23 protein-coding genes are annotated in these 22793 nt (G+C 55.1%); 12 read left to right on the top strand and 11 right to left on the bottom strand.

Features of this window, described 5'->3' with window-relative positions; translation table 11 throughout:
* Positions 1 to 20: 20 nt before the first annotated feature.
* Positions 21 to 1412: an oxygen-independent coproporphyrinogen III oxidase gene (hemN, locus tag H7F11_RS00495; protein ID WP_193650397.1), complete on the top strand. Its 1392-nt coding sequence runs from the start codon at positions 21 to 23 to the stop codon at positions 1410 to 1412.
* Here hemN and H7F11_RS00490 read toward each other — a convergent pair.
* Entirely contained in the window at positions 1394 to 1744 is a 351-nt protein-coding gene (locus H7F11_RS00490) for a Spx/MgsR family RNA polymerase-binding regulatory protein (RefSeq protein WP_193650396.1), read from the bottom strand. The genes hemN and H7F11_RS00490 overlap by 19 nt on opposite strands.
* Entirely contained in the window at positions 1741 to 2883 is a 1143-nt protein-coding gene (locus H7F11_RS00485) for a class I SAM-dependent methyltransferase (protein ID WP_193650395.1), read from the bottom strand. Before H7F11_RS00485 ends, H7F11_RS00490 begins: the two co-directional genes overlap by 4 nt.
* Positions 2884 to 2892: 9 nt before the next feature.
* Here H7F11_RS00485 and H7F11_RS00480 point away from each other — a divergent pair, with 9 nt between their 5' ends.
* Genes H7F11_RS00480 through rimO form a run of 3 tightly spaced genes read left to right on the top strand, consistent with a single transcriptional unit; the run spans position 2893 to position 5355 of the window.
* Positions 2893 to 3633: a pteridine reductase gene (locus H7F11_RS00480; RefSeq protein ID WP_193650394.1), complete on the top strand. Its 741-nt coding sequence runs from the start codon at positions 2893 to 2895 to the stop codon at positions 3631 to 3633.
* Positions 3634 to 3637: 4 nt separating this feature from the next.
* Positions 3638 to 4015, top strand: a complete 378-nt coding sequence (locus tag H7F11_RS00475; RefSeq protein WP_193650393.1) for a NifU family protein — start codon at positions 3638 to 3640, stop codon at positions 4013 to 4015.
* Positions 4012 to 5355, top strand: coding sequence for a 30S ribosomal protein S12 methylthiotransferase RimO (gene rimO, locus H7F11_RS00470; protein WP_193650392.1), 1344 nt, complete (start codon positions 4012 to 4014; stop codon positions 5353 to 5355). The genes H7F11_RS00475 and rimO overlap by 4 nt, the downstream gene beginning before the upstream one ends.
* On the opposite strand, the gene folB is transcribed toward rimO, so the two are convergent.
* A complete protein-coding gene (folB, locus tag H7F11_RS00465; RefSeq protein WP_010642371.1) occupies positions 5352 to 5705 on the bottom strand; it encodes a dihydroneopterin aldolase in 354 nt (117 codons plus the stop codon). The genes rimO and folB overlap by 4 nt on opposite strands.
* Positions 5706 to 5777: 72 nt before the next feature.
* On the opposite strand from folB, the gene plsY reads away from it, so the two are divergent.
* The gene (gene plsY / locus H7F11_RS00460; protein WP_193650391.1) at positions 5778 to 6374 is read left to right on the top strand and encodes a glycerol-3-phosphate 1-O-acyltransferase PlsY; all 597 of its coding nucleotides are present in this window, start codon (positions 5778 to 5780) and stop codon (positions 6372 to 6374) included.
* Here plsY and H7F11_RS00455 read toward each other — a convergent pair.
* From H7F11_RS00455 to H7F11_RS00445, 3 genes are read right to left on the bottom strand one after another with little or no spacing between them, the layout of a single operon-like run.
* A complete protein-coding gene (locus H7F11_RS00455; protein ID WP_075323439.1) occupies positions 6371 to 6901 on the bottom strand; it encodes a tetratricopeptide repeat protein in 531 nt (176 codons plus the stop codon). The two genes, plsY and H7F11_RS00455, sit on opposite strands and share 4 nt — an antisense overlap.
* The gene (gene tsaD / locus H7F11_RS00450; protein WP_193650390.1) at positions 6898 to 7917 is read right to left on the bottom strand and encodes a tRNA (adenosine(37)-N6)-threonylcarbamoyltransferase complex transferase subunit TsaD; all 1020 of its coding nucleotides are present in this window, start codon (positions 7915 to 7917) and stop codon (positions 6898 to 6900) included. The genes H7F11_RS00455 and tsaD overlap by 4 nt, the downstream gene beginning before the upstream one ends.
* Positions 7910 to 8776, bottom strand: coding sequence for a ferritin-like domain-containing protein (locus tag H7F11_RS00445; protein WP_193650389.1), 867 nt, complete (start codon positions 8774 to 8776; stop codon positions 7910 to 7912). The genes tsaD and H7F11_RS00445 overlap by 8 nt, the downstream gene beginning before the upstream one ends.
* Before the next feature lie 327 nt (positions 8777 to 9103).
* Here H7F11_RS00445 and H7F11_RS00440 point away from each other — a divergent pair, with 327 nt between their 5' ends.
* From H7F11_RS00440 to H7F11_RS00420, 5 genes are all read left to right on the top strand, one after another.
* Positions 9104 to 10570 (top strand): cytochrome ubiquinol oxidase subunit I, encoded by a 1467-nt coding sequence (locus tag H7F11_RS00440; protein ID WP_010642381.1) that lies wholly within the window; start codon positions 9104 to 9106, stop codon positions 10568 to 10570.
* Between the two features lie 71 nt (positions 10571 to 10641).
* Positions 10642 to 11745, top strand: coding sequence for a cytochrome d ubiquinol oxidase subunit II (locus H7F11_RS00435; protein WP_010642383.1), 1104 nt, complete (start codon positions 10642 to 10644; stop codon positions 11743 to 11745).
* Between the two features lie 68 nt (positions 11746 to 11813).
* The gene (locus H7F11_RS00430) at positions 11814 to 12065 is read left to right on the top strand and encodes a hypothetical protein (RefSeq protein WP_010642385.1); all 252 of its coding nucleotides are present in this window, start codon (positions 11814 to 11816) and stop codon (positions 12063 to 12065) included.
* A gap of 12 nt (positions 12066 to 12077) precedes the next feature.
* Positions 12078 to 12347, top strand: a complete 270-nt coding sequence (locus tag H7F11_RS00425; RefSeq protein ID WP_193650388.1) for a hypothetical protein — start codon at positions 12078 to 12080, stop codon at positions 12345 to 12347.
* A gap of 27 nt (positions 12348 to 12374) precedes the next feature.
* Complete coding sequence (locus H7F11_RS00420) at positions 12375 to 13406, top strand: L,D-transpeptidase family protein (RefSeq protein ID WP_193650387.1); 1032 nt, start codon at positions 12375 to 12377, stop codon at positions 13404 to 13406.
* A 585-nt stretch (positions 13407 to 13991) separates the two neighbouring features.
* Here H7F11_RS00420 and H7F11_RS17140 read toward each other — a convergent pair.
* The 5 genes from H7F11_RS17140 to H7F11_RS00395 all read right to left on the bottom strand — a co-directional run bounded on the left by H7F11_RS17140 (position 13992) and on the right by H7F11_RS00395 (position 20599).
* A complete protein-coding gene (locus tag H7F11_RS17140) occupies positions 13992 to 14081 on the bottom strand; it encodes a mechanosensitive ion channel domain-containing protein (RefSeq protein ID WP_413773181.1) in 90 nt (29 codons plus the stop codon).
* A 93-nt stretch (positions 14082 to 14174) separates the two neighbouring features.
* On the bottom strand, positions 14175 to 14777 hold the full coding sequence (gene wrbA / locus H7F11_RS00410; RefSeq protein ID WP_010642392.1) for an NAD(P)H:quinone oxidoreductase: 603 nt from the start codon (positions 14775 to 14777) through the stop codon (positions 14175 to 14177).
* An 88-nt stretch (positions 14778 to 14865) separates the two neighbouring features.
* Positions 14866 to 17952: an efflux RND transporter permease subunit gene (locus H7F11_RS00405; protein ID WP_193650386.1), complete on the bottom strand. Its 3087-nt coding sequence runs from the start codon at positions 17950 to 17952 to the stop codon at positions 14866 to 14868.
* Between the two features lie 14 nt (positions 17953 to 17966).
* Positions 17967 to 19049 (bottom strand): efflux RND transporter periplasmic adaptor subunit, encoded by a 1083-nt coding sequence (locus H7F11_RS00400; protein WP_193650385.1) that lies wholly within the window; start codon positions 19047 to 19049, stop codon positions 17967 to 17969.
* Complete coding sequence (locus H7F11_RS00395; RefSeq protein WP_193650384.1) at positions 19046 to 20599, bottom strand: efflux transporter outer membrane subunit; 1554 nt, start codon at positions 20597 to 20599, stop codon at positions 19046 to 19048. Before H7F11_RS00395 ends, H7F11_RS00400 begins: the two co-directional genes overlap by 4 nt.
* 175 nt (positions 20600 to 20774) lie before the next feature.
* Between H7F11_RS00395 and H7F11_RS00390 the strand changes: the two genes are divergently transcribed.
* Entirely contained in the window at positions 20775 to 21479 is a 705-nt protein-coding gene (locus H7F11_RS00390; RefSeq protein ID WP_193650383.1) for a response regulator, read from the top strand.
* Between the two features lie 110 nt (positions 21480 to 21589).
* On the top strand, positions 21590 to 22762 hold the full coding sequence (locus tag H7F11_RS00385) for an ATP-binding protein (protein WP_227485140.1): 1173 nt from the start codon (positions 21590 to 21592) through the stop codon (positions 22760 to 22762).
* Positions 22763 to 22793: the final 31 nt, after the last annotated feature.

Below are 22793 nucleotides of genomic sequence, written 5' to 3'. Positions count from 1 at the left end.
TCTGAAAAAGAGGGCGTCCCGTGCATACTGATCCCGAACAAAGCGTGATTGTCGATCCCGATCTCATCCGGCGCTACGATCAGGCGGGGCCGCGCTATACCTCTTATCCAACAGCGCCGCACTTCCGCACAGATTTTGACGAGACCGATCTGATCAGGGCACTGCAGGCGTCCAACCATCAAGCCAGGCCACTGTCCCTGTATTTTCACATTCCCTTTTGTGAACACCTCTGTTTTTATTGCGCCTGCACCAAGGTAGTCACCCGTCATCACGAATGGGGCAGTCCTTATGTCGCGCGGCTGGAAAAAGAAATGGCGTTGTATCTCAATCATCTGGATGCCAGCCGTCCGGTAGAGCAACTGCATTTTGGCGGTGGTACTCCCACCTTTTTGCGTCAGAATGATCTGACCACTCTGCTGAACAGTATTCATCGGCATTTTCAGTTCCTGCCCGATGATCGGGGAGAATATGGTATTGAAATCGATCCCCGCGCTCTGGAACCGGGCACCCTCAAGCGCCTCCGGGAATCCGGCTTTAATCGCATCAGTATTGGCGTGCAGGATCTGGATATTGCCGTGCAAAAAGCCGTAAATCGGGAACAAAGTCTGGAACTGTTGGCTGAAGTGATGGCCGGGGCAAGGTCCCTGGGTTTTCGCTCCATCAGTCTGGATTTGATTTATGGATTGCCGTTACAAACTCCGGAAAGTTTTGCCCGCACCCTGGAAGCAGTGATTACCCTCCGCCCCAATCGATTATCGGTATTCAATTACGCCCATCTCCCCGAACGCTTTCCGCCGCAGCGGCGCATCCTGGAAACGGATATTCCCTCTCCCGAAAACAAGCTGCGCATTCTGGCGGAAAGTATCTCAACACTGCAGCAAGCCGGATATGTGTATATCGGCATGGATCATTTCGCCTTACCAGAAGACGAACTGACCCTGGCCCAAAGGGAAGGAAGCCTCTATCGTAATTTCCAGGGTTATTCCACCCATGCGGGAAGTGACCTGCTCGCCTTCGGCATGAGTGCCATTGCCATGGTCGGCCCCAATTACAGCCAGAATATCAAGGATCTGGATACCTGGGGAGAGCTGCTGGATCATGGTCATCTTCCCGTGGAAAAGGGCATACGCCTGAATGAAGAAGACCTGCTGCGCCGGCATATCATCAACCGGCTGACCTGCGATTTTCGCCTGGATTTTGCGGCACTACAGCAGCAATACGGCATCCATTTCAAAACCCATTTTAACGATTGCCTGCCCGCCCTGAAGCAACTGGAAGAGGACGGGCTGATTCAGATGGATGCAGAAAAGCTGCAGGTAACTCCCCAAGGCCGCCTCCTGATCCGTCATGTCTGTATGGTTTTTGATGCTTACCTGCCACAAAAGTCGGTCCGTTACTCTCGGGTGATCTGAAGCCAACGTTCCGGATCAAAGCCCAGCACGCCCTGATCACCGCTGATGAGAATGGGGCGACGGATCAGACTGGGCTGCGCCATCAACAAGGCAAAAGCCGTGTCTGCATCCTGGCAGTCACGCGCGGCTTCGGGCAAACGCCGCCAGGTCGTCCCCTTGCGATTCATCAGCGCTTCCCAGCCCCACAGCGTCGCCCAATGCTGCAGGTCTGTCAGGGCCACTCCGGCTTTTTTATAATCATGAAAATTATAAGACCAACCCTGCGCGTTCAACCAGGCAAAAGCTTTTTTCATCGTATCGCAATTGCGAATACCATAAATGGTTATCGTCATATTTTTTCTCTCTTTTTCAGAATCAACACCTTGAAGCTTTCGCCCATTTCCTGAGGGAGGGTCAGGCGTTTGATTTCATTATTCAATGCGAAAAGGGCTGCGACCTCCTGCCCGGCGGCCATCTCTACATACACTTCGGCAAGACCATGCTCCACCAGAAAACGGGCGAGATTTCCGTAAAAATCCACTTCCAGACCAAGCGTTGGCGCAGCATGCAGTAACGCGCTGAAATTCACATGGGCCGTCAGATCACATAATCCCGGCCAATAAAAAGGATCATCCAGCCAGTGCTGGCGATAATAGGCGCGCAAACTGCCCGACTGACGTTGAGGATGATAATACTCTCCCGCCTCATGGCCGTAATCAATCAGTATCAACGCCCCGGACTGCAGGGAGTCCGCCACTTCCCGTAACCAGGCGGTGGCCAGAGGGTGTAATTCAGTACGGTAATGTTCAGGCCACTGCGCCATCAGCGGCAGCAGACCGGGGTCGAGTGCCTCAATGCCATAAGGCTCCGGCATCCAGGCCCATTCCAGCCCTTCTCCATTCCAGCGCACCGCACGCTCCCGCAACACGCCCTGATCATCTGTTTCGACAACCACTACCGGCATGGCATCCAGCACCTCATTGGCCAGCATGACGCCGCGCCAGTGCGCGGGTAGCTGCTGCACATGATTGACTGAGGGAAGCATTGCCCGTTGCTGGGCCTGCAGATCGGGACTGAGTTCCAGCACCGTATAAGGAATCATCGGCAGGCATTGCTGAATTTGTTGCGCCAGAAAACCACGGCCTGCGCCAAATTCAAGCATACCGTCATTATGCGCATCCGTTTGTAGCAACAGGGCCAGCACCCGTGCCAACACCCTGCCCAGTACCGAACCCATCTCCGGGGCGGTCATAAAATCGCCGTCGGCACCCAGGCGGTTTTGCCCCGCCATGTAATATCCCAAGCCGGGGGTATACAGCGCCATCTCCATGTAGCGGCGAAAGGAAATGACACCCCCTGCCGCCTGAATTTCGGCACGAATCCGCTCCAGCAAAAGCGCCGAATGGGCTTGCGCAGCAGCATCCGGAACCGGCAGGCTGGCCTTGCGCCCTCCCTGGGAATGGGTTAAAAAATCGGGACGCTCTGCGCGCATGGAATCCTCTTGAAAGCTACCGAAAAAGTTGTTCTGATCACTGGCGCCGCCCGCAGGGTGGGGGCCGCCATCGCCCGGCAACTGGCCGCCGAAGGCGGCCGGTTGGTCCTGCATTATAGGCGATCCCGCAGTGATGCCGAAGCCCTGGCCGCCGAACTGCGCCATCAATACCGTACAGAATGTTTGCTGATCGCCGGGGATCTGGCCGCCGTGGATTTCCCCGCCCAGCTCATTGCTGCCAGCGTGGCGCATTTCGGCCGCCTGGATGGTCTCGTCAATAACGCCTCCATTTATCAGTCCAGCCCTTTTGCGCACATCACGCCTGAGGACTGGCAGCGAATGGAGGCCATTCATTTGCGTGCGCCCCTGTTCCTGACCCAGGCAGCAGCCCCCCATTTACGCCGCAGTCACGGAGCCGTAGTCAACATCGGTGACATTCATGGCGAGATTCCCCTGCGCTCTTATTTGCCTTATAGCGTCACTAAAGCGGGTCTACTGGCGCTGACCCGCTCCCTGGCCAAAGAACTCGGTCCGGATATTCGCGTCAACAGTGTTTCTCCCGGCGTAGTGCTCTGGGCAGAAAATCATGACCCTCCGGATGGAGATAAACAGGCACTGCTGGAGCGCAACGCCCTGAAGCGGATAGGGAATCCTCAGGATATTGCCTCGGCGGTGGCTTATCTGCTTTTTGACGCCCAATATACCACCGGCCATAACCTCGTCGTCGATGGCGGGCGCATGTTATATTGATTCCATGAATAGCAAAGCCCCCATCCGCTTTTACAGCGAAGAAGAACTGGATGCTCTGGAAGAGCAGGACCCGCTGGCCGCAGCCAAAATTGCCCATGCCCAGGCCATGGCCGCCCGTGGACTGGACCGTCAGAAGCGTTATGGTCCGGATGACCCCCTGCCCGACCCCGAGGCGGTCGCCGAAGCCGTGCACACCGTGCGCCGCATTCTCATGCGCGATGGTGGCGATATTGAGCTGGTGGATATTGTCCAGCGCGATGTCCGGGTGCGCATGAAGGGCGCCTGCGCGGGTTGTCCGAACGCGGTCATAGATCTCAAACAGGTGGTGGAACGCATTGTCGGCGCCGTCCCCGGAGTGGTCAGCGTGAGTAACACCTTTTGAATAAGCATCCCGGCAAAACCCCGAAAGTCGGCTTCGTCAGCCTGGGCTGCCCCAAAGCCACCGTGGACAGCGAGCGTATCCTTACCCAGTTGCGGGCTGAGGGCTACCTGCTGGTAGGCGATTACGCCGACGCCGATGTGGTGGTAGTCAACACCTGCGGTTTTATTGACGCAGCGGTGACAGAATCGCTGGAAGCCATTGGCGAAGCCCTCGATGAAAATGGCAAGGTGGTCGTCACCGGTTGTCTGGGGGCCAAGGATAACGGGGACTTTATCCGCAATGTGCACCCCAGGGTGCTGGCCGTTACGGGTCCACAGCAGTCTGGCGCGGTACTGGAGGCCATTCACAGCGCGCTACCGCCCCTCCATGACCCCTATACCGATCTGGTTCCTCCCCAGGGTCTGCGCCTGACTCCGGCGCACTACGCTTACCTGAAAATTTCCGAAGGCTGCAATCAGTCCTGCAGTTTCTGCATTATTCCCAGCATGCGTGGCAAACTGGTCAGTCGCGAACCCGGTGATATTTTGCGGGAAGCCGAAGCCCTGGTTTCTGGAGGCGTCCAGGAATTGCTGGTGATTTCCCAGGACACCGGAGCTTACGGCGTCGACCGCAAATATCGCACGGCCTTTCACGATGGGCGCCCCATCAAAACCCGGATCACCGATCTTTGTGCGGCACTGGGAGAGTTGGGTGTCTGGGTGCGTTTGCACTATGTGTACCCCTACCCCCATATTGATGAATTGCTGCCGCTCATGGCAGAGGGAAAAATCCTGCCTTATCTGGATGCGCCCCTGCAGCATGGTAGCCCCCGGATTCTCAAGGCCATGCGCCGCCCTGCTGCTGCCGAAAAAACGCTGGAGCGCATTGCCCATTGGCGGCAACAGGTGCCCGATTTGACCATCCGCAGCACTTTTATTGTCGGTTTTCCCGGTGAAACCGAAGCCGAATTTTCAGAACTGCTGGATTTTCTGCGCGTTGCCGAACTGGACCGGGTGGGCTGTTTTGCCTACTCTCCGGTCGAAGGCGCACCCGCCAACGCCTTGCCCGGTGCCGTTCCGGAAGCAGTCAGGGAAGAACGTCGCGGCGAATTCATGCGGGTGCAGGAAGGCATCAGCCGTGCACGGCTCCAGCGCCATGTGGGTCAGCGTCGTGAGGTGCTGGTAGATGCCCTGGAACGCGGGGGCCGGGCCATAGCCCGCTCGGTCAGCGATGCGCCGGAAATAGACGGTGTGGTCCACCTGAGTAATGCGGGCGGCCTCAAGGTCGGTGATCGCCTGGCCGTGCAGATCACCCGGGCGGACGACCACGACCTGTACGCAGACTGTTTCAGCCTGGGTTAATCCTTGCCCCTTTCTATGCGTACCCCTACATCACGGGTGCCCCGCACCGCCGCCGGTTTGTGCACCGTCACCTGTACCCAACGTGCAGCGAATTCACCCCGGATAATATCGGCAATCTGCTCGGCCAGTGTTTCCACCAGCTCCACTTCAGAAGCACTGATGTGACTGACCAGGCGTTGACAGACCGTCTGATAATTGATGGTTTGCTCCACCTTGTCCGATTGGGCGGCAGCATGGGTGTCGGCGGCAATTTCCAGATCAATCAAAACGGTCTGCTTGACCTGCCGTTCCCAGTCATAAATACCGATGCGGGTATCTACTTTCAGCTCCCGCACAAAAAGAATATCCATAGGCATCCCGAAAAATGCGACAAGGCGTCGCGTCTGGGCCTATAATAGCGCTTTTCCGGGCCAACGCACTGCATGTCTGTCATTATTGATATTGTTTTCATTGTGGGTGCCTACCTGATCGGCTCTGTCGCGACCGCCATTCTGGTAGGTCGCGCCATGGGCCTGGGTGATCCCCGGCAATCCGGATCCGGGAATCCGGGGGCAACCAACATTCTGCGCATCGGCGGCAAAAAGGCCGCAGCCCTGACGCTTTGTGGCGATCTGATCAAAGGCGTCATTCCCGTTGTGGTCGCCCGATGGCTGGGTGCGGAAGGCTGGATCCTGGCCGCCGTCGCACTGGCGACCTTTCTCGGCCATTTGTATCCCGTTTATTTTGGATTTCGGGGGGGTAAGGGAGTGGCTACGGCCATGGGTACCCTGCTGGCGCTGATGCCGTTACTGGGATTATCGGTGCTGGGTGTATGGATAGTGGTTTTTGCCGTCATGCGGGTGTCCTCCCTCGCCGCGCTGCTGGCCGCCACCAGCTCGATCCCCCTTGTTTTTGCTTTGTCTGCCAGCAGCAGCCTGCATGCCCTGATTATCGTGCTGGTCATCCTGATCCTCTGGCGGCATCGCAGTAATATTCAGCGCCTGCTCGATGGCCGCGAAACGCCCTTCAAAAAATCCTAATCGCGGATATTCCATTCCTGCATGCGTTCGTCTATCCATTGCGCCAGCTTTTCGGCAGGACGAAATCCAGGCGCCAAATGCTGCGCTTCCTGAGCAGCGGCCAGGGCACGGCGCATGCTGCCCTGATGCAGGTAATAGCGCGCCAGATTCATTTGCGCCAGATGCGGCGCATCAAAATGCCGGGATTTCAGCGCCCGCCGAATCACAAAAAGAGCTTCATTTTCCCGTCCGGTATCCATGAGGTATTCGCCAAGATCATTCCAGGCCTGTCCCCACTCGGCGTCACAGGCGATGGCCCGTCGGCAGGCGGCAATTGCGCCATGACTGTCCCCCGATGCCGCCAGTGCCCAGGCATAAAACGTCCAGATCAATGCGCTGCCAGGATCCGCGTCCAATGAACGCCTGAAGGCTTCTGCCGCTTCTTCGGGATGACCGGTCTGCTGCCAGTCCAGACCTTGCTGAAAATCCGGATCGACGGCGGCCCGTTCTTCAACCACCGTATCCAGAGAAAAAGATTCACCCGTCATGCTTCCTCCTTGACCAGCGACCAACGCGCCCGTACCGGGAAATCGGCACTGGCAGACTGGGCCATTTCGGGATGCAGGGCGCCAGCCAGGGCAATCATTGCGGCATTATCCGTACAATGGGCCAAATCGGCGATACATAATTCTACGCCCTCTGCAGCCAGGCTTTGCAAAGCATTGCGCAAGGCACGATTGGCTCCCACCCCGCCCGCCACAATCAAACGCTTCAGACCGGTGTGTTGCAAGGCGCGCTGGCATTTCCGAAACAGGGTGTCGACCACCGCCTGCTGAAAACTGGCAGCCAGATTTTTTCTCTGGGTCATATCCTCTTCAGGGACTTTCATGGAGGCCAGACGAAAGGCTGTTTTCAACCCGCTGAAGCTGAAGTCCATGCCAGGACGATCCAAAAGAGGTCTTGGCAAACGAAATGCCTCGGGGTCACCACCTTCCGCCAGAGCTGCCAGAGCCGGCCCTCCTGGATAACCTAGTCCCAGCATTTTAGCGGCTTTATCGAAAGCCTCACCAGCTGCGTCATCCAGGGTCTCACCCAGCAAAACATAATCACCCAGCCCCCGCACTTCAATAAGCATGGTATGCCCACCGGAAACCAATAAAGCCACCGCAGGAAAGGGCACCACGCCATTGAGCAGGGGGGCAAGCAGGTGCCCTTCCAGATGATGAACGGGAATAACCGGAATATCCCAGGCAAAGGCCAGCGCCCTCGCAAAATTCACGCCCACCAGCAAGGCGCCAATCAATCCCGGCCCCGCCGTGACGGCTACGGCATCGGGGCGTTGCCCCCCGGTTTGCAGCATGAGTTGTTCCAGCAGCAGCGGTAGCCGGCGCACATGATCCCGGGAGGCCAGCTCTGGAACCACCCCGCCGTAAGGCGCATGCAGATCAATCTGGCTGAACAGGACTTCACCCAGCAAACCCTGGAGGGTGTCATACAGAGCCAGGCCGGTCTCATCACAGGAGCTTTCAATACCCAGAATACGGGTGGTGGCCGATTCAGACATGCGCCGATTTCTCCTCCGCCGCAGAACCCATCACCGGGCGCTGATTCTGGGCGACACATTCTTGTAACCACAGCAACTCCTGTTCGGAAAAACCTCCGGCGCGCCGCGCTTCCAGGGCCAACGGCCCCTGAATACGGCCCCGGTAGCGTTCCTGCAGCAACTGGCGAAAAGCCTGTTCTGCATCCAATCCACGTTGTTTGCACAAATAACGGAACCAGCGACTCCCAATGGCTACATGACCACGCTCATCGCTTTCAATACGTTCCAGCACAGCGGCGGCGGCGCAATCTCCTGCCTCCTGCAATCGCTCGCGGATAGCCGGAGTCACATCCAGACCTCGCGCCTCGAGAACACGCGGTACCAGCGCCATACGCTCCAGAGGATCAGTCGCTGTATCCATAGCCATTTCCCAGAGACCATCATGGGCAGGTAAATCACCATAATCACCACCCATAGCCTGGAGCAGCCCGCGCAGCAGAACAAAATGTTCCGCCTCTTCCTGGGCAACCTGCAGCCAGTCCTGGTAATAGGCTACGGGCAGACCGACAAAACGGCAAAGCGCATCCAAAGCCAGGTTAATGGCATTAAATTCAATGTGAGCCAAGGCATGGAGCAGGGCAAAACGACCGGCCTGGGTGCTCAGCGCCCGGCGTCTGGGTAGTTTTTTGGGCGCGACCAGCTCAGGACGGGCAGGTCGCCCCGGGATACCGGGACAAGGCAACAGTACCACCTGCACTGCACCCGTACAGTGCAGTGCCCGAACCTGTGTCACTTTTTCGTTTGGGTCTGTGGCTAACAGCGCGCTCAACACCTCTGTAGCAAAATCCCGATGCTGCTTTTCTTCAGTGACATGCATCATGTCAACGCACCTGTTTCCGGACCATTCAAAACACAGAATATAACACATGCGCTGCCTGATTCTGTGGAAAGCCATTTATCAGCGCCTCCTGATAAACGAAATAGATAATATAAAAAAATAATAACACTTTTTTGTTGTATTTAATTTTCACCACTGGTGGTTTTAAACCACTTTATGGCGGTGCATATCAACCGCAAATGATGCAAACATCCGACCAGTCGAACAGAATTCAAAGCATTACAGTAATTAGTAATATTGGCATAAGCCTTGCAAGAGTGTCGGTGCAACAAAGTTTGTCTTATTCACAAAATTTATGGGGTGGAAGTTATGATCATCGAAAACTCTCTCCCGATCTTGCTCAGCCGTCTGGATTTTGCCTGGATTACTTCCATGCACATTCTCTGGACGCCTATGACGATCGGCATGTCCTGGCTGCTCTTCATCATGGAAGTCGCCTGGCTACGTACTGGCAATGAGCGTTGGTACAAACTCAACCGCTTTGTAGAAAAAATCTTCATCATCAATTTTGGCGCAGGTGTCGCCACCGGCGTCACCATGGAAATGGCCTTTGGTATTCTTTATGGTCCTTTCTCTCAGGCCGTCGGCCCCTTCTTCGGCAACATCCTTGGCTTTGAAACCATTACCGCCTTTATGTATGAGGCCGGTTTCATCGGCCTGATGGTGTTTGGCTGGGGCAAGATCAGCAAGGGCATGCATTTGTTTGCCACTTTCAACGTCGGGTTGTCTTCTTCCTTGTCGGCCATGTGGATTCTGGTAGCCAACTCCTGGATGCAGACGCCTGATGGCGTTGTCCTGAAAGATGGACTGTTCCAGGTGACCAACTGGTGGAATGCCATTCTCAATGACAATTTCCAGTGGGGCTTTCCTCACATGTGGGTGGCCACTGTGGAATTGGCATTATTTGTACTGGTTGGACTCAGCGGATTTTTCATTTTGAAAAACCGTAACGCTGACCTTTTCACCAAGCTGCTTAAACCAGCACTGTTGGCCTTGATCATTGTTACGCCTTTGCAGATTTTCATTGGTGACAGTATTGGTCGTGTAGTCGCCCATACCCAGCCGACTTCATTGGCGGCTATGGAAGGCCACTATCACACCTATTTGCCCGATGGCAAAGTGAATACCGGCTGGCATCTGATTGCCATTCCCAACGCCAAAAATGACGGTAATGTGTTTGCGATTACCATTCCGCATGTACTGAGCCTGCTCGAAACCCATACCCTGAATGGTAAGGTTACGGGCATGGACAGCTTCCCGGCCAAAGATCGCCCCGATGTCTGGGTACCTTTCTACTCTTTCCGGGTCATGGTAGCCATCGGCTTCTTCCTCTTCTTTATCGCCATCTGGGGTAACTGGTTGCGCCTGCGTGGCAAGCTCAATGCTACAGAATTGCGTAAGCGCCCCTGGTTTCTGCGGGCTCTGGTGTTCTCTGCATTCCTGCCTTACCTGGCCATCTGGTGTGGTTGGTGGACCCGTGAAGTGGGACGGCAACCCTGGGTGGTTAACGGCCTGATGCGGACCTATCAGGGAACCAGCCATATGCCTGTCGCCATGGAAATCATCTGGTGGGTGGGTTACATCATTTTCGAACTCACCGTGTGGGCAGGTTCCTGGTACTTCTTTACGCGCGTCATCAAGAAAGGGGTGGATGGAATTCCAGACTCCAGCACGCTGTTTGATCATGATCATGCGGATGCTGCAGATGTTAAAGCCGGTGGCGGTCATGTGACGCCGACCTTCGCCAGCAAGCCCATGTTGCGTTCGGATCGCTGATCAGCGCTTTCTGACGTTTTCAAAATCATGACGGGGAGCAGAGCTCCCCGCACAAGCTACTGGAGTCATTTATGGATCTTTTATCAATAGGACGCATCGCCGGGACATTGACGACCTGGTGGTGGCTGCTCCTTTCACTCGCTTTTTTCCTGTACATCGCCACGGACGGTACGGACCTGGGCGCTGGCATTTTCGCTGTGTTTTCCAAGGACGAAGAAGAACGCGGCGCCATTATGGCCTCCATGGCCGGCATGTGGGACGGTAATGAAAGCTGGCTGGTCGTGGCAGGTGGCGTGCTTTTCGGCGCCTTTCCACTGGTTTACGGTTCGGCTTTCAATTATCTGATGATTCCACTGATGTTTGCGCTCTGGGGCATTATTGCCCGGGCAGTGGCCTTCGAATTTCACATTCATGCCAAGAAAAGCAAACGGTTCTGGGGTTGGGCGTTTGCTGTCGGCAGTTTATTTGCGACCTTTTTTGCCGGTGTTTCATTGGGTGCTACCCTCCAGGGTTTTCCCATGAAATCGGGATTGGCCATGCAGTCTGGCCTCGCCGCCCATGGCGTTTTTGCCCAGGATTACACCACTCCTGTCATGCATTTTTCGGGAGGGATCCTCGACTTTTTGACGCCTTTCTCCATCTGGACGGGGGTTGGTGCCGTTATCGCCGCCAGTCTTGCCGGGGGGCTGTATTTATGTGCCCGCTTCATTCCCGGTGATTCCATTCATGAACGGGCCCGCGCCTGGACAAACATCGTTTCTTTGCTGGCATTGGCCGCCATTGTGGTGACGCTGATCTGGTCTTATGCCATCTTCCCCTGGGCGGCTGCCAAGTGGACCGGTTCGGATTGGTGGATCTGGTTGATCTGGTTCATTATCGTGCTCATTTTCGCCTTCAAGTCCTCCACCAATCACTCCGTACGTAAGGACTTCAGCGCGATGATGTGGGGTATTGGCGTGGTGGCCCTGTTGTGGGCGGCCATGTGGGCGACCATTTTCCCCTACGTGGTGCCTAATACCTGGACCATTGTGCAGGCGGCCAATCCGGCAGATTCCATTGCCGTATTCACCCTGTTCATGACGGGCTTCTTCCCCATCATGATCATGTACAACTGGTATCAGATTTGGGTATTCCGTGGCCGCTTCAGTAAAAAGATGGCCTACGGAGCGCACTAAAAGCGTATGGGCGATGTTCTGAATATTTTCTGAAACAGAACATCGCCTTTTTTAAAACGGGGTAAAAAATGTCTACGATATATGATGAAAACTCTTTAAGTACGGCGCTGGATATTATTGAAAATATCGAGTCCCGTTATGGACGGCTTGCAGACCGCCTCGGCGAAGTCCGCAAATCCATGCCGTCGGAAAATGTCGAAACCATAGCAGACCAATGTTTTGAGCTCTCTGTCGAGATCATGCGTTACAAACACTACTTTTCTTCGGTCAAAAAACTGGTGCTTGGCAGACAGGATATTGGTCTGGTTCATTTATCATGATATGAGCATATTTTGATTAAACGGTTTCAACATAAGCCCTTAAGAACCCGTGGGAAATCCGAAAAAGATCATTATCCCACACTGCTTGATGTTCTGAATATACTGGAAACACGGCTGGACATTGTCGAAGAGCAATGTGCCGAAGTGCTGCAATCCATAAATATTTGTACACGCACGGAAGTGGACGATCAAATTGCCATTATGGATGCCGAAATCAATCGTTGCCAAAAATTATTAAAAATCATCAAAAATACCATGCATGAGCCTGAGCCAGAGAACTAAAATCATCCAGACGTGTCGAATATCCGTATGAAACTACGCCATCACCATCAAAAATCACGTTCCCGGTTTCTTTCTGCAAAAATAGGAGCCATTCTAACTGCAGCCTGCGTAACAGGCGCATTAACAGCAAATGCTTCAGCCTTCGCCAACACATTTGATTCCAGTACCAGTACCAGTACCAGTACCAGTACCGGCACACAAAACCCGCAAGATTGGCAACAAGTCTGGCAAATTCTCGCCCTTACTGGATACGTACACCTGGTTTATGGCACGTATATGGGTCGTTATGGGGGCCTGCATACAGTCGCCGCATGGAATATTCCCGTGCCCCGGGCCCTGCAAAAAATTTCCAACAACTGGGGATATTCTCCCTATAATCCCGCTTTTCGTAGCGGCCTGATCCAGTTTGAACGCGCAGATCATTTGCTCAATCGCCGAGGCATTTCACGCGGGCGGGTCACTCCGGAAGTCCTCTCGGCCCTACGCGCGCCAATCCCAAAAAATCGTTTTCCATTTCAATGGATTAAGGTAGACAAGAGCACGCACCCGGAGCACTTGCAGATCTGGCAGGTGCCACCCAATCCCCAGGGAAAAGGACAATGGATTTACCGGACAGTCGTCAACACCGGGGTCATGCACTCCACCCCAGATGGTAGCTGGCCAATTTATCAGCGCCTTGCCAAAACTACCATGACCGGTAAATTCCCTATTGCGGTCAGCCCCCAGCAATACCATTTACTGCCTGCCTCAGACCGAAGTATTTATCATGGATATCATGTCCGCTGGCAACACTATACCGCGCCCAATGTGCATTTCGTAAATTACTTTTACGATGGCCGCGCCATTCACTTTTATCCGCGCAAAGGCTACGGCTGGCCCCAAAGTGCGGGTTGCGTGGAGGAACCTTACCAAAACGCACGCAAGGTTTACGCCCTGTTACACTATGGGGACATCGTTTCGGTCATGGGGCATTACCACAGGAAACCAGCAAAACTTGACCGCGCAGCCCTGTTGAGAAAACAAATCATTCGAGAAATAGCGGCCAGCAAGGCCAGCTGAATAAACCTAAAAACGGCAGTTGCCGTGGGTGCTTTGCAGCGACTTTTGTTCTGAGCCGTTGTTGTTCTTGGCGAAATCCAGCGCCCGTCAGGAGAGCTGTTTGAGCCCGTAGGGCGAGTTCTCTCCTGACAGCAGGATGAGCCTTAGAACAACAGGCAAGGAACAATGGAGCAAAAAGCACCCACAGCAACTGCCGTTTTTAGGATAAATAGCTTCGTGTTCAGCCAGGAACGTCGCCATCAAAGTTGTCCATAAAAAATGCCCCCAGCGGGATATTGGGGGAACAAAAACCTTGAATCAGACTTTTGGGGTACCCTGCTGATCGATCCAGACCTGTTTGGCCAAACCGTAACGAAAAACCGCCCATTTGGGGCTGATATCCGTAAATTCAAAATTTCGACCAGTGGCGCAGGATCACTGAGCACATTGGGAATTTTTGCAAGATTCTGGCGCAGCAGTTCGCTGGCATGCACATGATCAACATCGCTGGCCAACTGACACTTGAGTTCAACACGACGATAGGCATTGGATGAATAGTTTTCAATGGTACCGTCCAGCACTTTGGCATTGCCGTGATAAAGCCGGTCATTGTTCGGGGTGTTGATACCGGTAAAAAAACAACCCGATTTCTTCGATGGTTCCCATGGTATCGTTTATCTGAACGAAATCTCCCACCTTGTGCTGACTGACAATAAATCACAACGCATGTTCAATACGCAGATCCACAAGACGCACAGTAAACATTTTTTACCGTGCGCCACCAGCAAATTAGTCGCTTAGTTTTTGAGTAATAGCCGCTACGTGCTGCCCCTGAAACCGGGCAATCGCCAACTCATTGGCGCTGGGCTGACGACTGCCATCGCCTTTGGAAAGCGTTGTGGCGCCGTAGGGTGTTCCGCCCGTGATTTCATCCATGTTGGTCAGTTCCGGACAACTATAGGGCACCCCTACCACAATCATCCCTTGATGAAACAAAAAGGTATGAAAGGACGTAATGGTCGTTTCCTGGCCACCGTGCTGGGTTGCCGTACTGGCAAATACACTGCCGACCTTTCCCACCAGTTTACCTTCCTGCCAGAGGTTTCCGGTGCGGTCCAGAAAGTTGCGCATTTGTCCGCTCATATTCCCGAAGCGCGTCGGCGTACCAAATATAATGGCATCGTAATTCGCCAGATCATCAGGATGCGCCTCCGGGGCCGCCTGCCCGGTTTTGGCATGTACCGCCGCCAGCTTTTCTGCCGACATGCTTTCGGGCACCCGCTTGATGTCCACAGTGACCCCTTCTACAGAGCTTGCCCCTTCGGCAACAGCGCCCGCCATTGTTTCAATGTGCCCCCACAAACTATGATAAAGAACCAGAACTTTAGGCATAATGCGCTCCTTTGATAATGAGAGAGGAATCGCCAGTAAAAACCTTTTGGAGGGATTTGTTAAGCAGGTATTTGTTGGTCAACATGACTCACGACTCCGCCTTTAACGCATGGTGATGCACCGATCGCCCAAACCACACATAAAAGGCCGGAATCACAAACAGGGACACCAGGGACCCAAAGCCCAGGCCACTGACAATGACCAGACCCATGGAGAATCGGGCATCGGCATTACCACCACTGGCAAAAAGCAGGGGCACGGCTCCGGCAATCATGGCTGCCACCGTCATCAAAATGGGACGTAGCCGTAAAGTGGCGGCTTCCACGACAGCATGGCGTTTGTCCAGTTGCTTTTCTTCCTGCATGCCCCGGGCAAACTGCACAATCAGAATTCCCTGCTTGGCAATCAGACCAATCAGCATGACCATCCCTACTTCCGAGTAAATATTGACACTGGAAGCGCCGAGACTGATAGGCAACAACGCCCCAAACAGCGCCACCGGAACAGCCGTGAGCACCACCAGAGCATCCCGGAAGCTGTTGAACTGCGCCGCGAGCAGGAGCAGCACCATCAGCAGGGCAAATGCAAAAGTGACCGCCAGCGCATTACCCTGATGCACATACTGGCGGGATACGCCGGCATAATGGATCTGATCCCCACCGGGAAGAATTTTTTGCGCATGAGATTGCAAAAACTGCAGCGCTTGTCCCAATGACACGCCAGGGGCTGGGTTGGCCTGAATAAATACCGCCGGCAACTGCTGAAACTGCGGTAAAAAAGTCGGTGCCGATTCCGACTTCAGGGACACAAAAGTGGACAGAGGAATCTCGGCGCCGGAAGGCGTTTTGATGGTATAGGCCTTGAGAAAATCGGGGTTGGCCCGCAACGCAGGTGGTACTTGTGGCACTACCCGATAGCTCAAACCGTCCATATCGAAGTAGTTGACGTAGTTGCCACCCAATAGCGTCTCCAGATTTTGTCCGATATCGGCCATGCTGAGTCCAAACGATGCAGCCATTTGCCGATTAATGACCACCTGCTGAATCTGGTTGTTGTACTTCAGATTTTTGCAGACAAAAGAAAAAAGGCCGCTGGCTTTGGCTTCCTGAACCAGCTTGGCAGAAATGCCATCCAGTTGATGATAGGAGCCTCCCGTACTGGTCAATACGAACTGCACCGGCAAGCCGACCGCTGCCCCGGGGAGTGGCGGCAAGCCAAAAGCGGACAGTTTCATACCGGGTACCTGCTCGGCCAGCTTCTGCACCTTGGCTTTGACCTGTTGCGTGGTCACCGTGCCGCGCTCGGGCTTCAGAACCACACCCGCCATCACTTCATTATTTAACAGCATGCCGCCAATACCCACCCCGTTGACCGCAAAACTATGACTGCGGCTGGCAATTTTGTCGAAAACCGTATCCGTCAGATAGTGATCATAAGCATTCATGTATTCCAGCGTCGCCGTGGGCTGGGCAACGCCGTTCACATAAACAATGCCCTGATTCGCCGGCGGTGCCAGCTCACTCTGGCTGATGCTGAAAAGAAAATAGATGCCTCCCGTCAATACCAGGGCCAAAGCCACGGTGGCCGGCCAAACCCGCAAGCTGGCGAAAAGAAGGCGTCCGTAAAAGGCCTTCAGGCGTCCGAATACATGATCCACCAAATGGGCGACCCGGCCCTCCTGTCCCGCTTTCAGAACCCGGGAAGCCAGCATGGGCGCCAGGGTCAGGGCGGCAATCATGGACAACAGCACCGTGGCCACAATGGTAAAAGCAAATTCGCTGAATAAGTGGCCCACCAAACCGCCAATAAAGGCCATGGGGGCAAATACGGCCACCAGTGTCGTGGCCATCACCAGAATCGGGCTGGCCAGTTCCCTGGCACTGAGCAGTGCCGCATGTAAAGGGGTTGCCCCATGTTCAATATGACGATGAACGTTTTCCACCACAATAATCGCGTCGTCCACCACCAGACCAATAGCCAGCACCATCGCCAACAGGGTCAGCAAATTGAGGGTATATCCCAGAGCATGCAGGATGGTGAGGGCTCCCACCATGGCCACAGGAATCGCCAGTGCCGGCACAATCAGCGCGCGCCAGGAACCCATGAACAAATAGATGACCAGGATGACCACCAGCAGTGCCAGGCCAATATTGATTTCCACTTCCTGCAGGGAGCTTTTGACAAACTGGGCCCCGTTATAAATGGTGTACCCCTGCATTCCCGGAGGCATGGTCGTCTTCAACTGGGTCATGACTTTGTGAATACTCTGGGCGACCTGCAGGGCGTTACTGCCGGGGGCCTGCTGAATACCGATATTGACAGCCGGCTGTCCATCCACCATGACGGATGAATCATAAGTCTGAGCGCCCAAAGAGACCTTGGCGACCTGCTCCAGATGGATGGGTACGCCGTGCACCGTCGCCACTACCAGATTGCGGAATTCTGCCGCACTATGCAGGGCGGTATTGGCACTGAGGGATACTGCCGTATATTCGCCGCGCAACCGCCCTACCGCCGCGACAAAGTCATTTTTCTTGAGCGCATCACTGACCTGCGCCGGGGTCACTCCCAATACCGCCATTTCCTGCGGATTCAGCCAGACCCGCATGGCGTAAGTATTACCGTTAGGCCCGGTACCCGGAGGCAGAATGGCAGTCAGACCCACGCCCGGAACCGATTGAATGGCGGGCTGCACAACGCGGGTCAGATAATCGGTTATCTGCTGCTGATTAAAGCCCTTACCGTGATAACTCAACAGCATCAGATAAGCTCCTGAACCAGACATTTCCTGAACCACCGGTTGCATGACCCCCTTGGGCAACTGATTCAGGACCGTATTGACCTTGCTTTGCACCTGCGACAGGGCGGCATTGGGGTTTTCCCCCATCCGCATATACAGGGTCAAAATGGAAATACCGTCTTCACTGACCGCCGTCATATAGTTTATGCCCGGGGCCTGACCCACGGCCTTTTCCAGAGGAGCAGTGATGAAGGCGTTGACGGTTTTGGGGGTGGCCCCGAAATAGTGGGTAGTGACCGTGATCATCGAACTATCAGTAGGCGGATATTCGGTGATGGGCATCAGCCCTAGGGAGCGCAGGCCAAAGAAAAACAGGACCAGGCTCAGGGAAATGGCCAAAATCGGGCGACGGATAAATGGTTCGGTAAAATGCATGTTGGTCTTCGTCCCTATAGATGCACAGCGTTATTGATCTGCACGGAGTCGCCACTGTGCAGCTTCACCTGCCCGGCTGTGACCACCGTATCCCCGACCTTCAGTCCGGAACGAATCACCGTATCCTGGCCCTTCTGCATGCCGGTGAGCACTTTTTGTTCGCGGGCGATCAGCCGATGGTCCGGCCCGGGACTCAGCACATAAACAAAATCACCATAGGTATTGAAACTCACCGCAACAGTAGGAATCACCAGCGCTGCTTTGGGTGCCTCTTTCTCCAGAACCACACGCACAAACATACCCGGCTTCAACCCCGGTTCTGCCTGGAGCAAGGCTCTCACACTGAGGGCGCGATTATCCGCATGCACATGACTGGAAATCGCCTGTACAGAAGCGCTGTAGTGCCGAACTGCGTCGCCATCGTGAATATCCACCTGCACCGGCGCACCTTTGTGCAGGGTCTGGGCATCGCGTTGCGGAACAGTGAAATCAACATACAAATGCTGCAGATTTTCCAGATGCACCACAGCCGTTCCCGCATGAATAAATTCACCGGTATTGACGGTGCGCAGACTGAGCACTCCCGAAAATGGCGCGCGGAGTTGAGTGTCGGCCAGCGACTCCTGCAATGCTGAAACTTCTCCCTGAGCGGCCTCGGCATCGTATTGCGCCTTGTCCAGTGCGGCGGTAGATATACCGTGAATGGCATAAACCTTTTGGGCGCGTCGATAATCCACCAAAGCCAGCCGGGCATGAGCCTGAGCTGCCTGCAACTGCCCCGGCAAGGCACCCGGATCCAGGGCGAGGAGCAACTGCCCCTTGCGCACCGTTTGTCCCGAGTGAAAATACAGTTTCTGAATAACCCCACCGACTTGCGGGCCAAGGGCGGCGCCCTGCTGCGCCACCACCTCGCCAACGGCGGTCAATTCACCCGCTATATTGCGGGTTTTGACTTTTACAGCAGAAACCGTCACCGCCGGATTGGCAGCAGCAAGCAATTGGGTATGCAGGCGTTGCTGCCGCCATGCATACCAGCCATACACGGCTCCAAAAAGCAGCACAACAACCAATCCTAAGAGAAGAAACGCCTTTTTCATGCGGGGGCTCCTGCAGTGTTTACCATGGGGGTTTCAGAGGGCACAGAATGCGCTTTGGGTGCTGGTTGATCCGGTTGCCAGCCATCACCCAGCGCCACAAACAGCGCGACGCTATCCAGATAGCGCTGACTGCGGCCTTGAATAGCGGCGACCGAATCCTGTTGATAGGCAATTTCGGCATTCAATACGGTGGCATAGTCCGTAGCACCATCCCGATATCGGGCCTCGGCCAGGTGCAGGGCCCTGGCAGAAGCTTGCTGTGCCTGTTTTTGCTGAATGTAAGCCGTATCAGCACCCTGCAGGGTGCGCAAGGCATCGGCCACCTGTTTAAAGGCATTCAATACCGTGCTGCGATACTGGTCACTGGCTACCTGATACTGATCCAACGCCGCACGCCGCTCTGCATGCAGGCTGCCACCATTATAAATTGGCGCTGCCAAGCCAGCGCCCAGTGACCAGAGGGTGGAAACCGGGTTGAAAAACAGGCCACCGGTCATGGCTGCCTTGCCAATCTCCGCAGAAATGTTGAATTGGGGATATAAATTGGCTGTCGCCACATCCGCCTGGGCAGCAGCAACCTTGATCTCCGCTGTGGCCGCCTGGATATCCGGACGATTTTCAGCCAGTGCCGAGGGAATGGTCGTGGGCAAGCGGGCTGGTAAATGCAGGCTTTGCAGAGCTGGAATGCTGAGGGCCACATTTGGCGTTTGCCCCAGCAACGCCGCCAGGGCGTGGCGGGCCGCCGCCAGATCTGCCGCAAGAGGGGCAATGCGGGCACGCGCAGCGGCCGTCATGGCCGCCTGCTGTTCTACATTCTGCAGATTCTGATCACCCAGCTTATATTCCTGCTGCAACAGTTTCAGCAAATGAGCATCAGCTGTGGCAATCTGCCGGGCTGAATGCAACTGGGCGCGAGCGGCTGCACCACTGATGACAGCCCGACTGACGTCTGCGGCGAGAAACACTTCACTCTGATGCAGATTGGCCTTGGTCACCGCCGCCTGTGCCCGGGCTGCATGGACCAGATCTTTCTGCCGGCCAAACACATCCGGGTTATAGCTGACGTCAATGGTGCCCAGAAAAAGGCTGTAGAGATTGCCCGGAATACGGTAACTTTGTCCGCCGTCGGCACCTGTCCGCAAGGCCCGCGCGCGACTGATTCCCGCGTTTGCCGAAACCTGCGGAGCCAACCCCCCCTGCGCAGCCACCATCAGCGCCTGCTGCCTTGCCAAAGCCGCATGGGCTGCCTGCAAATCCGGATTAGCCTGCATGGCCTGCCGGATATAGTTATTGAGCGGTTTTGAGTGAAACAACAACCACCAGGAACGCGCCTGCTGCCGCGTCCACTGGACTTTTTGCTGGTCTGCCGGCAAAGCAGCGGGATGGGCATTATAAGATGGCGGCGTACGCATCTTCGGTACGGACCAATGGGGGCCCACCGCACAACCCGACAGACCGATCATCAAACCCGAGCCCAACAATATGGCGATGCCCCGCCTGCGTATTCGGGATCCCGGCCAGCGCCGGGCCGCCGCATTTTCCTGTGCCATACATTATCCTTGTTCAGGTCCAATGGAAGTTCAGGAAAAGCATAACGGGGTGGCCTGTAACAATCGTGCGCAGACACCGCTCCAATATGTAACAAAGTGTCTGTTTATTTCCGGAGTACCCTGCTTGTTACATTTACGTTTGGTCTATCCGCATCCGGGGAGTACAGTACAATGCATGGAAAACAAAGCGCGAATTTTAGTGATAGATGATGACTTGCGACTGCGCAGCCTGGTGGAATCGCATCTTAAGGGCTATGGTTTTATGGTTCAGGGCATGGGTGATGGTCGCCAGATTGAAGCCAGCCTTGCAGAAAACCCGGTAGATCTCATTATTCTCGACCTGGGTCTTCCCCATGAAGATGGCCTGCAGATATGCCGACGCCTGCGCCAGCAGCACGACGTGCCGATTCTGATGCTCACCGCTCGGGGTGACGAAGTCGACCGGATTTTAGGCCTGGAAATGGGTGCCGACGATTATCTGGCCAAACCCTTTCATCCCCGTGAGCTGGTTGCCCGTATCCAGGCCATTTTGCGCCGGGTCCGGGGCAGTGTTCCCAGAACCTCAGGGGTCACCGCCAGCTTTGAAAAGGGTCCCTTTCGGGTGGACATGGGTCGCCAGGAAATTCATCTTCATGACCAGCTCCTCTCCCTGACCAGCGCCGAATTTTTGACCCTGGCCACCCTCATTCAGCATGAAGGACAGGCACTGACGCGTGAAAAACTGATGTGGTTGACGCGTGGCCGTCAGCTGGAAGCCGATGACCGCAGTATCGATATGCAGATATCGCGGCTCCGCCGCCTGCTCGACAAAGGCCCCGGTCGCCCCCGGCACATTCGTACGGTCTGGGGACACGGCTACCTCTTCGTGGCCGAACCCTGAACATCCGTACATATTGGCCCCGCAGTACACTGGGGCGGACCCTGCTGCTACTCGGCCTGCTGCTGCTTGGCACCCAAGCCGCTGTTTACGTTCTTTTTCATCAGTATGTGATGAATCCAGCCGCCGAACGCTTTGCCGAGTTTCTGCTGCAAACCGACCACGCACTGATCAGTAGCGGGGCACAATATGCCCCCAACGGAAACCTGCAATGGCGACCTGCCAGTGCCAAACCGGGCAAAATTCCAGATAAGTACTTCATGGACAAGACCGCTCACTATGTCCAGCAGCAGGTACCCGGGGCCAGACTCCGCGTAGGTTTGGATGAGGGGACTACTACCTGGATGTGGATACGCGGCGGTCCTCACCAGCCCTGGCTCGGTATGCCGGTATCGCCGATGAACTTTGGTGGGCAGGGATTCATGTTCATGCGTCTTGGAGTCATTGCGCTGGTGACCTTGCTGGGAGCCTGGCTGATTGTCCGCCAGATTAACCGCCCCCTGGCCCGCCTGGCCGCCGAAGCTCCACGCATTGGCCTTGGTGACACCCCCGACACCCTGCAGCCCATCGGTGGTCCCCTGGAAGTACAGCACCTGACTCAGGCCATTACCGGTATGGCCAATGATCTGCATCGTCTTCATGAAGAGCGCACCCTGCTGCTCACGGGCATTTCCCACGAACTCCGGACGCCGCTGTCCCGACTGCTTTTGACCCTGCACTTGCCCGATTCAGATTTTCTGGAACAAAAATCCGCCATGTGTGTGGATGTTAACGAGATGGACGAAACCATAGACAAGTTTCTGACTCTCGTCCGCAGCGGGGATCAGGAAAAAGCCATAACCGTCAACGTGCGGGACTGGCTGGAGGAAATGCAGGAAATTGCCAGGGAACGCTATGGGCTGGACATCAGCGTTGCGGAAAATCATTCTGGTGATAGTGCAAATTCTTTTCGATGTCGCCCCCTGGCGCTGGAGCGGGTGTTTCGGATTATTTTCGACAATACGCGCCGTTACGGCGACGGCAGCCTGCAGATTCGGGTTCTCAGTCATCCCGGGCACACGGAAATACAACTGCGGGATTACGGCTCCGGAGTTTCTGCAGCGCATCTCCTGGCCATGAATCAGGGCACACTTCCGCGCCAAACCGGCCATGGTGCGGGTATTGGAATACGCATCTGCAAGCGCATCATGGACTTGCACGGAGGGGCCATACATTTTGAGAATGCTGCAGAGGGAGGGCTGGTAGTCAGGCTACAATTTCCAGTCATTGCGTCTCTCAGGACTTGACATTTTTCTATTAAACAGGAATCATTCGCAA

Source organism: Acidithiobacillus sp. HP-2, assembly GCF_015100155.1.
Classification (GTDB): Bacteria; Pseudomonadota; Gammaproteobacteria; order Acidithiobacillales; family Acidithiobacillaceae; genus Acidithiobacillus.
Note: the sequence above shows the minus strand (reverse complement) of the source record. Positions and strands in the feature narration are given on the sequence as shown.

What these genes read in the sequence shown, in the direction of transcription:
- H7F11_RS00405 (WP_193650386.1), bottom strand. Translation starts at nt 17,952, where the DNA reads ATGCATTTTACCGAACCATTTATCCGTCGCCCGATTTTGGCCATTTCC.
- H7F11_RS00390 (WP_193650383.1), top strand. Translation starts at nt 20,775, where the DNA reads ATGGAAAACAAAGCGCGAATTTTAGTGATAGATGATGACTTGCGACTG.
- H7F11_RS00490 (WP_193650396.1), bottom strand. Translation starts at nt 1,744, where the DNA reads ATGACGATAACCATTTATGGTATTCGCAATTGCGATACGATGAAAAAA.
- H7F11_RS00440 (WP_010642381.1), top strand. Translation starts at nt 9,104, where the DNA reads ATGATCATCGAAAACTCTCTCCCGATCTTGCTCAGCCGTCTGGATTTT.
- tsaD (WP_193650390.1), bottom strand. Translation starts at nt 7,917, where the DNA reads ATGTCTGAATCGGCCACCACCCGTATTCTGGGTATTGAAAGCTCCTGT.
- plsY (WP_193650391.1), top strand. Translation starts at nt 5,778, where the DNA reads ATGTCTGTCATTATTGATATTGTTTTCATTGTGGGTGCCTACCTGATC.
- wrbA (WP_010642392.1), bottom strand. Translation starts at nt 14,777, where the DNA reads ATGCCTAAAGTTCTGGTTCTTTATCATAGTTTGTGGGGGCACATTGAA.
- H7F11_RS00395 (WP_193650384.1), bottom strand. Translation starts at nt 20,599, where the DNA reads ATGGCACAGGAAAATGCGGCGGCCCGGCGCTGGCCGGGATCCCGAATA.
- H7F11_RS00485 (WP_193650395.1), bottom strand. Translation starts at nt 2,883, where the DNA reads ATGCGCGCAGAGCGTCCCGATTTTTTAACCCATTCCCAGGGAGGGCGC.
- H7F11_RS00420 (WP_193650387.1), top strand. Translation starts at nt 12,375, where the DNA reads ATGAAACTACGCCATCACCATCAAAAATCACGTTCCCGGTTTCTTTCT.
- H7F11_RS00385 (WP_227485140.1), top strand. Translation starts at nt 21,590, where the DNA reads ATGAATCCAGCCGCCGAACGCTTTGCCGAGTTTCTGCTGCAAACCGAC.
- H7F11_RS00435 (WP_010642383.1), top strand. Translation starts at nt 10,642, where the DNA reads ATGGATCTTTTATCAATAGGACGCATCGCCGGGACATTGACGACCTGG.
- H7F11_RS00445 (WP_193650389.1), bottom strand. Translation starts at nt 8,776, where the DNA reads ATGATGCATGTCACTGAAGAAAAGCAGCATCGGGATTTTGCTACAGAG.
- H7F11_RS00430 (WP_010642385.1), top strand. Translation starts at nt 11,814, where the DNA reads ATGTCTACGATATATGATGAAAACTCTTTAAGTACGGCGCTGGATATT.
- H7F11_RS00475 (WP_193650393.1), top strand. Translation starts at nt 3,638, where the DNA reads ATGAATAGCAAAGCCCCCATCCGCTTTTACAGCGAAGAAGAACTGGAT.
- folB (WP_010642371.1), bottom strand. Translation starts at nt 5,705, where the DNA reads ATGGATATTCTTTTTGTGCGGGAGCTGAAAGTAGATACCCGCATCGGT.
- H7F11_RS00455 (WP_075323439.1), bottom strand. Translation starts at nt 6,901, where the DNA reads ATGACGGGTGAATCTTTTTCTCTGGATACGGTGGTTGAAGAACGGGCC.
- H7F11_RS00400 (WP_193650385.1), bottom strand. Translation starts at nt 19,049, where the DNA reads ATGAAAAAGGCGTTTCTTCTCTTAGGATTGGTTGTTGTGCTGCTTTTT.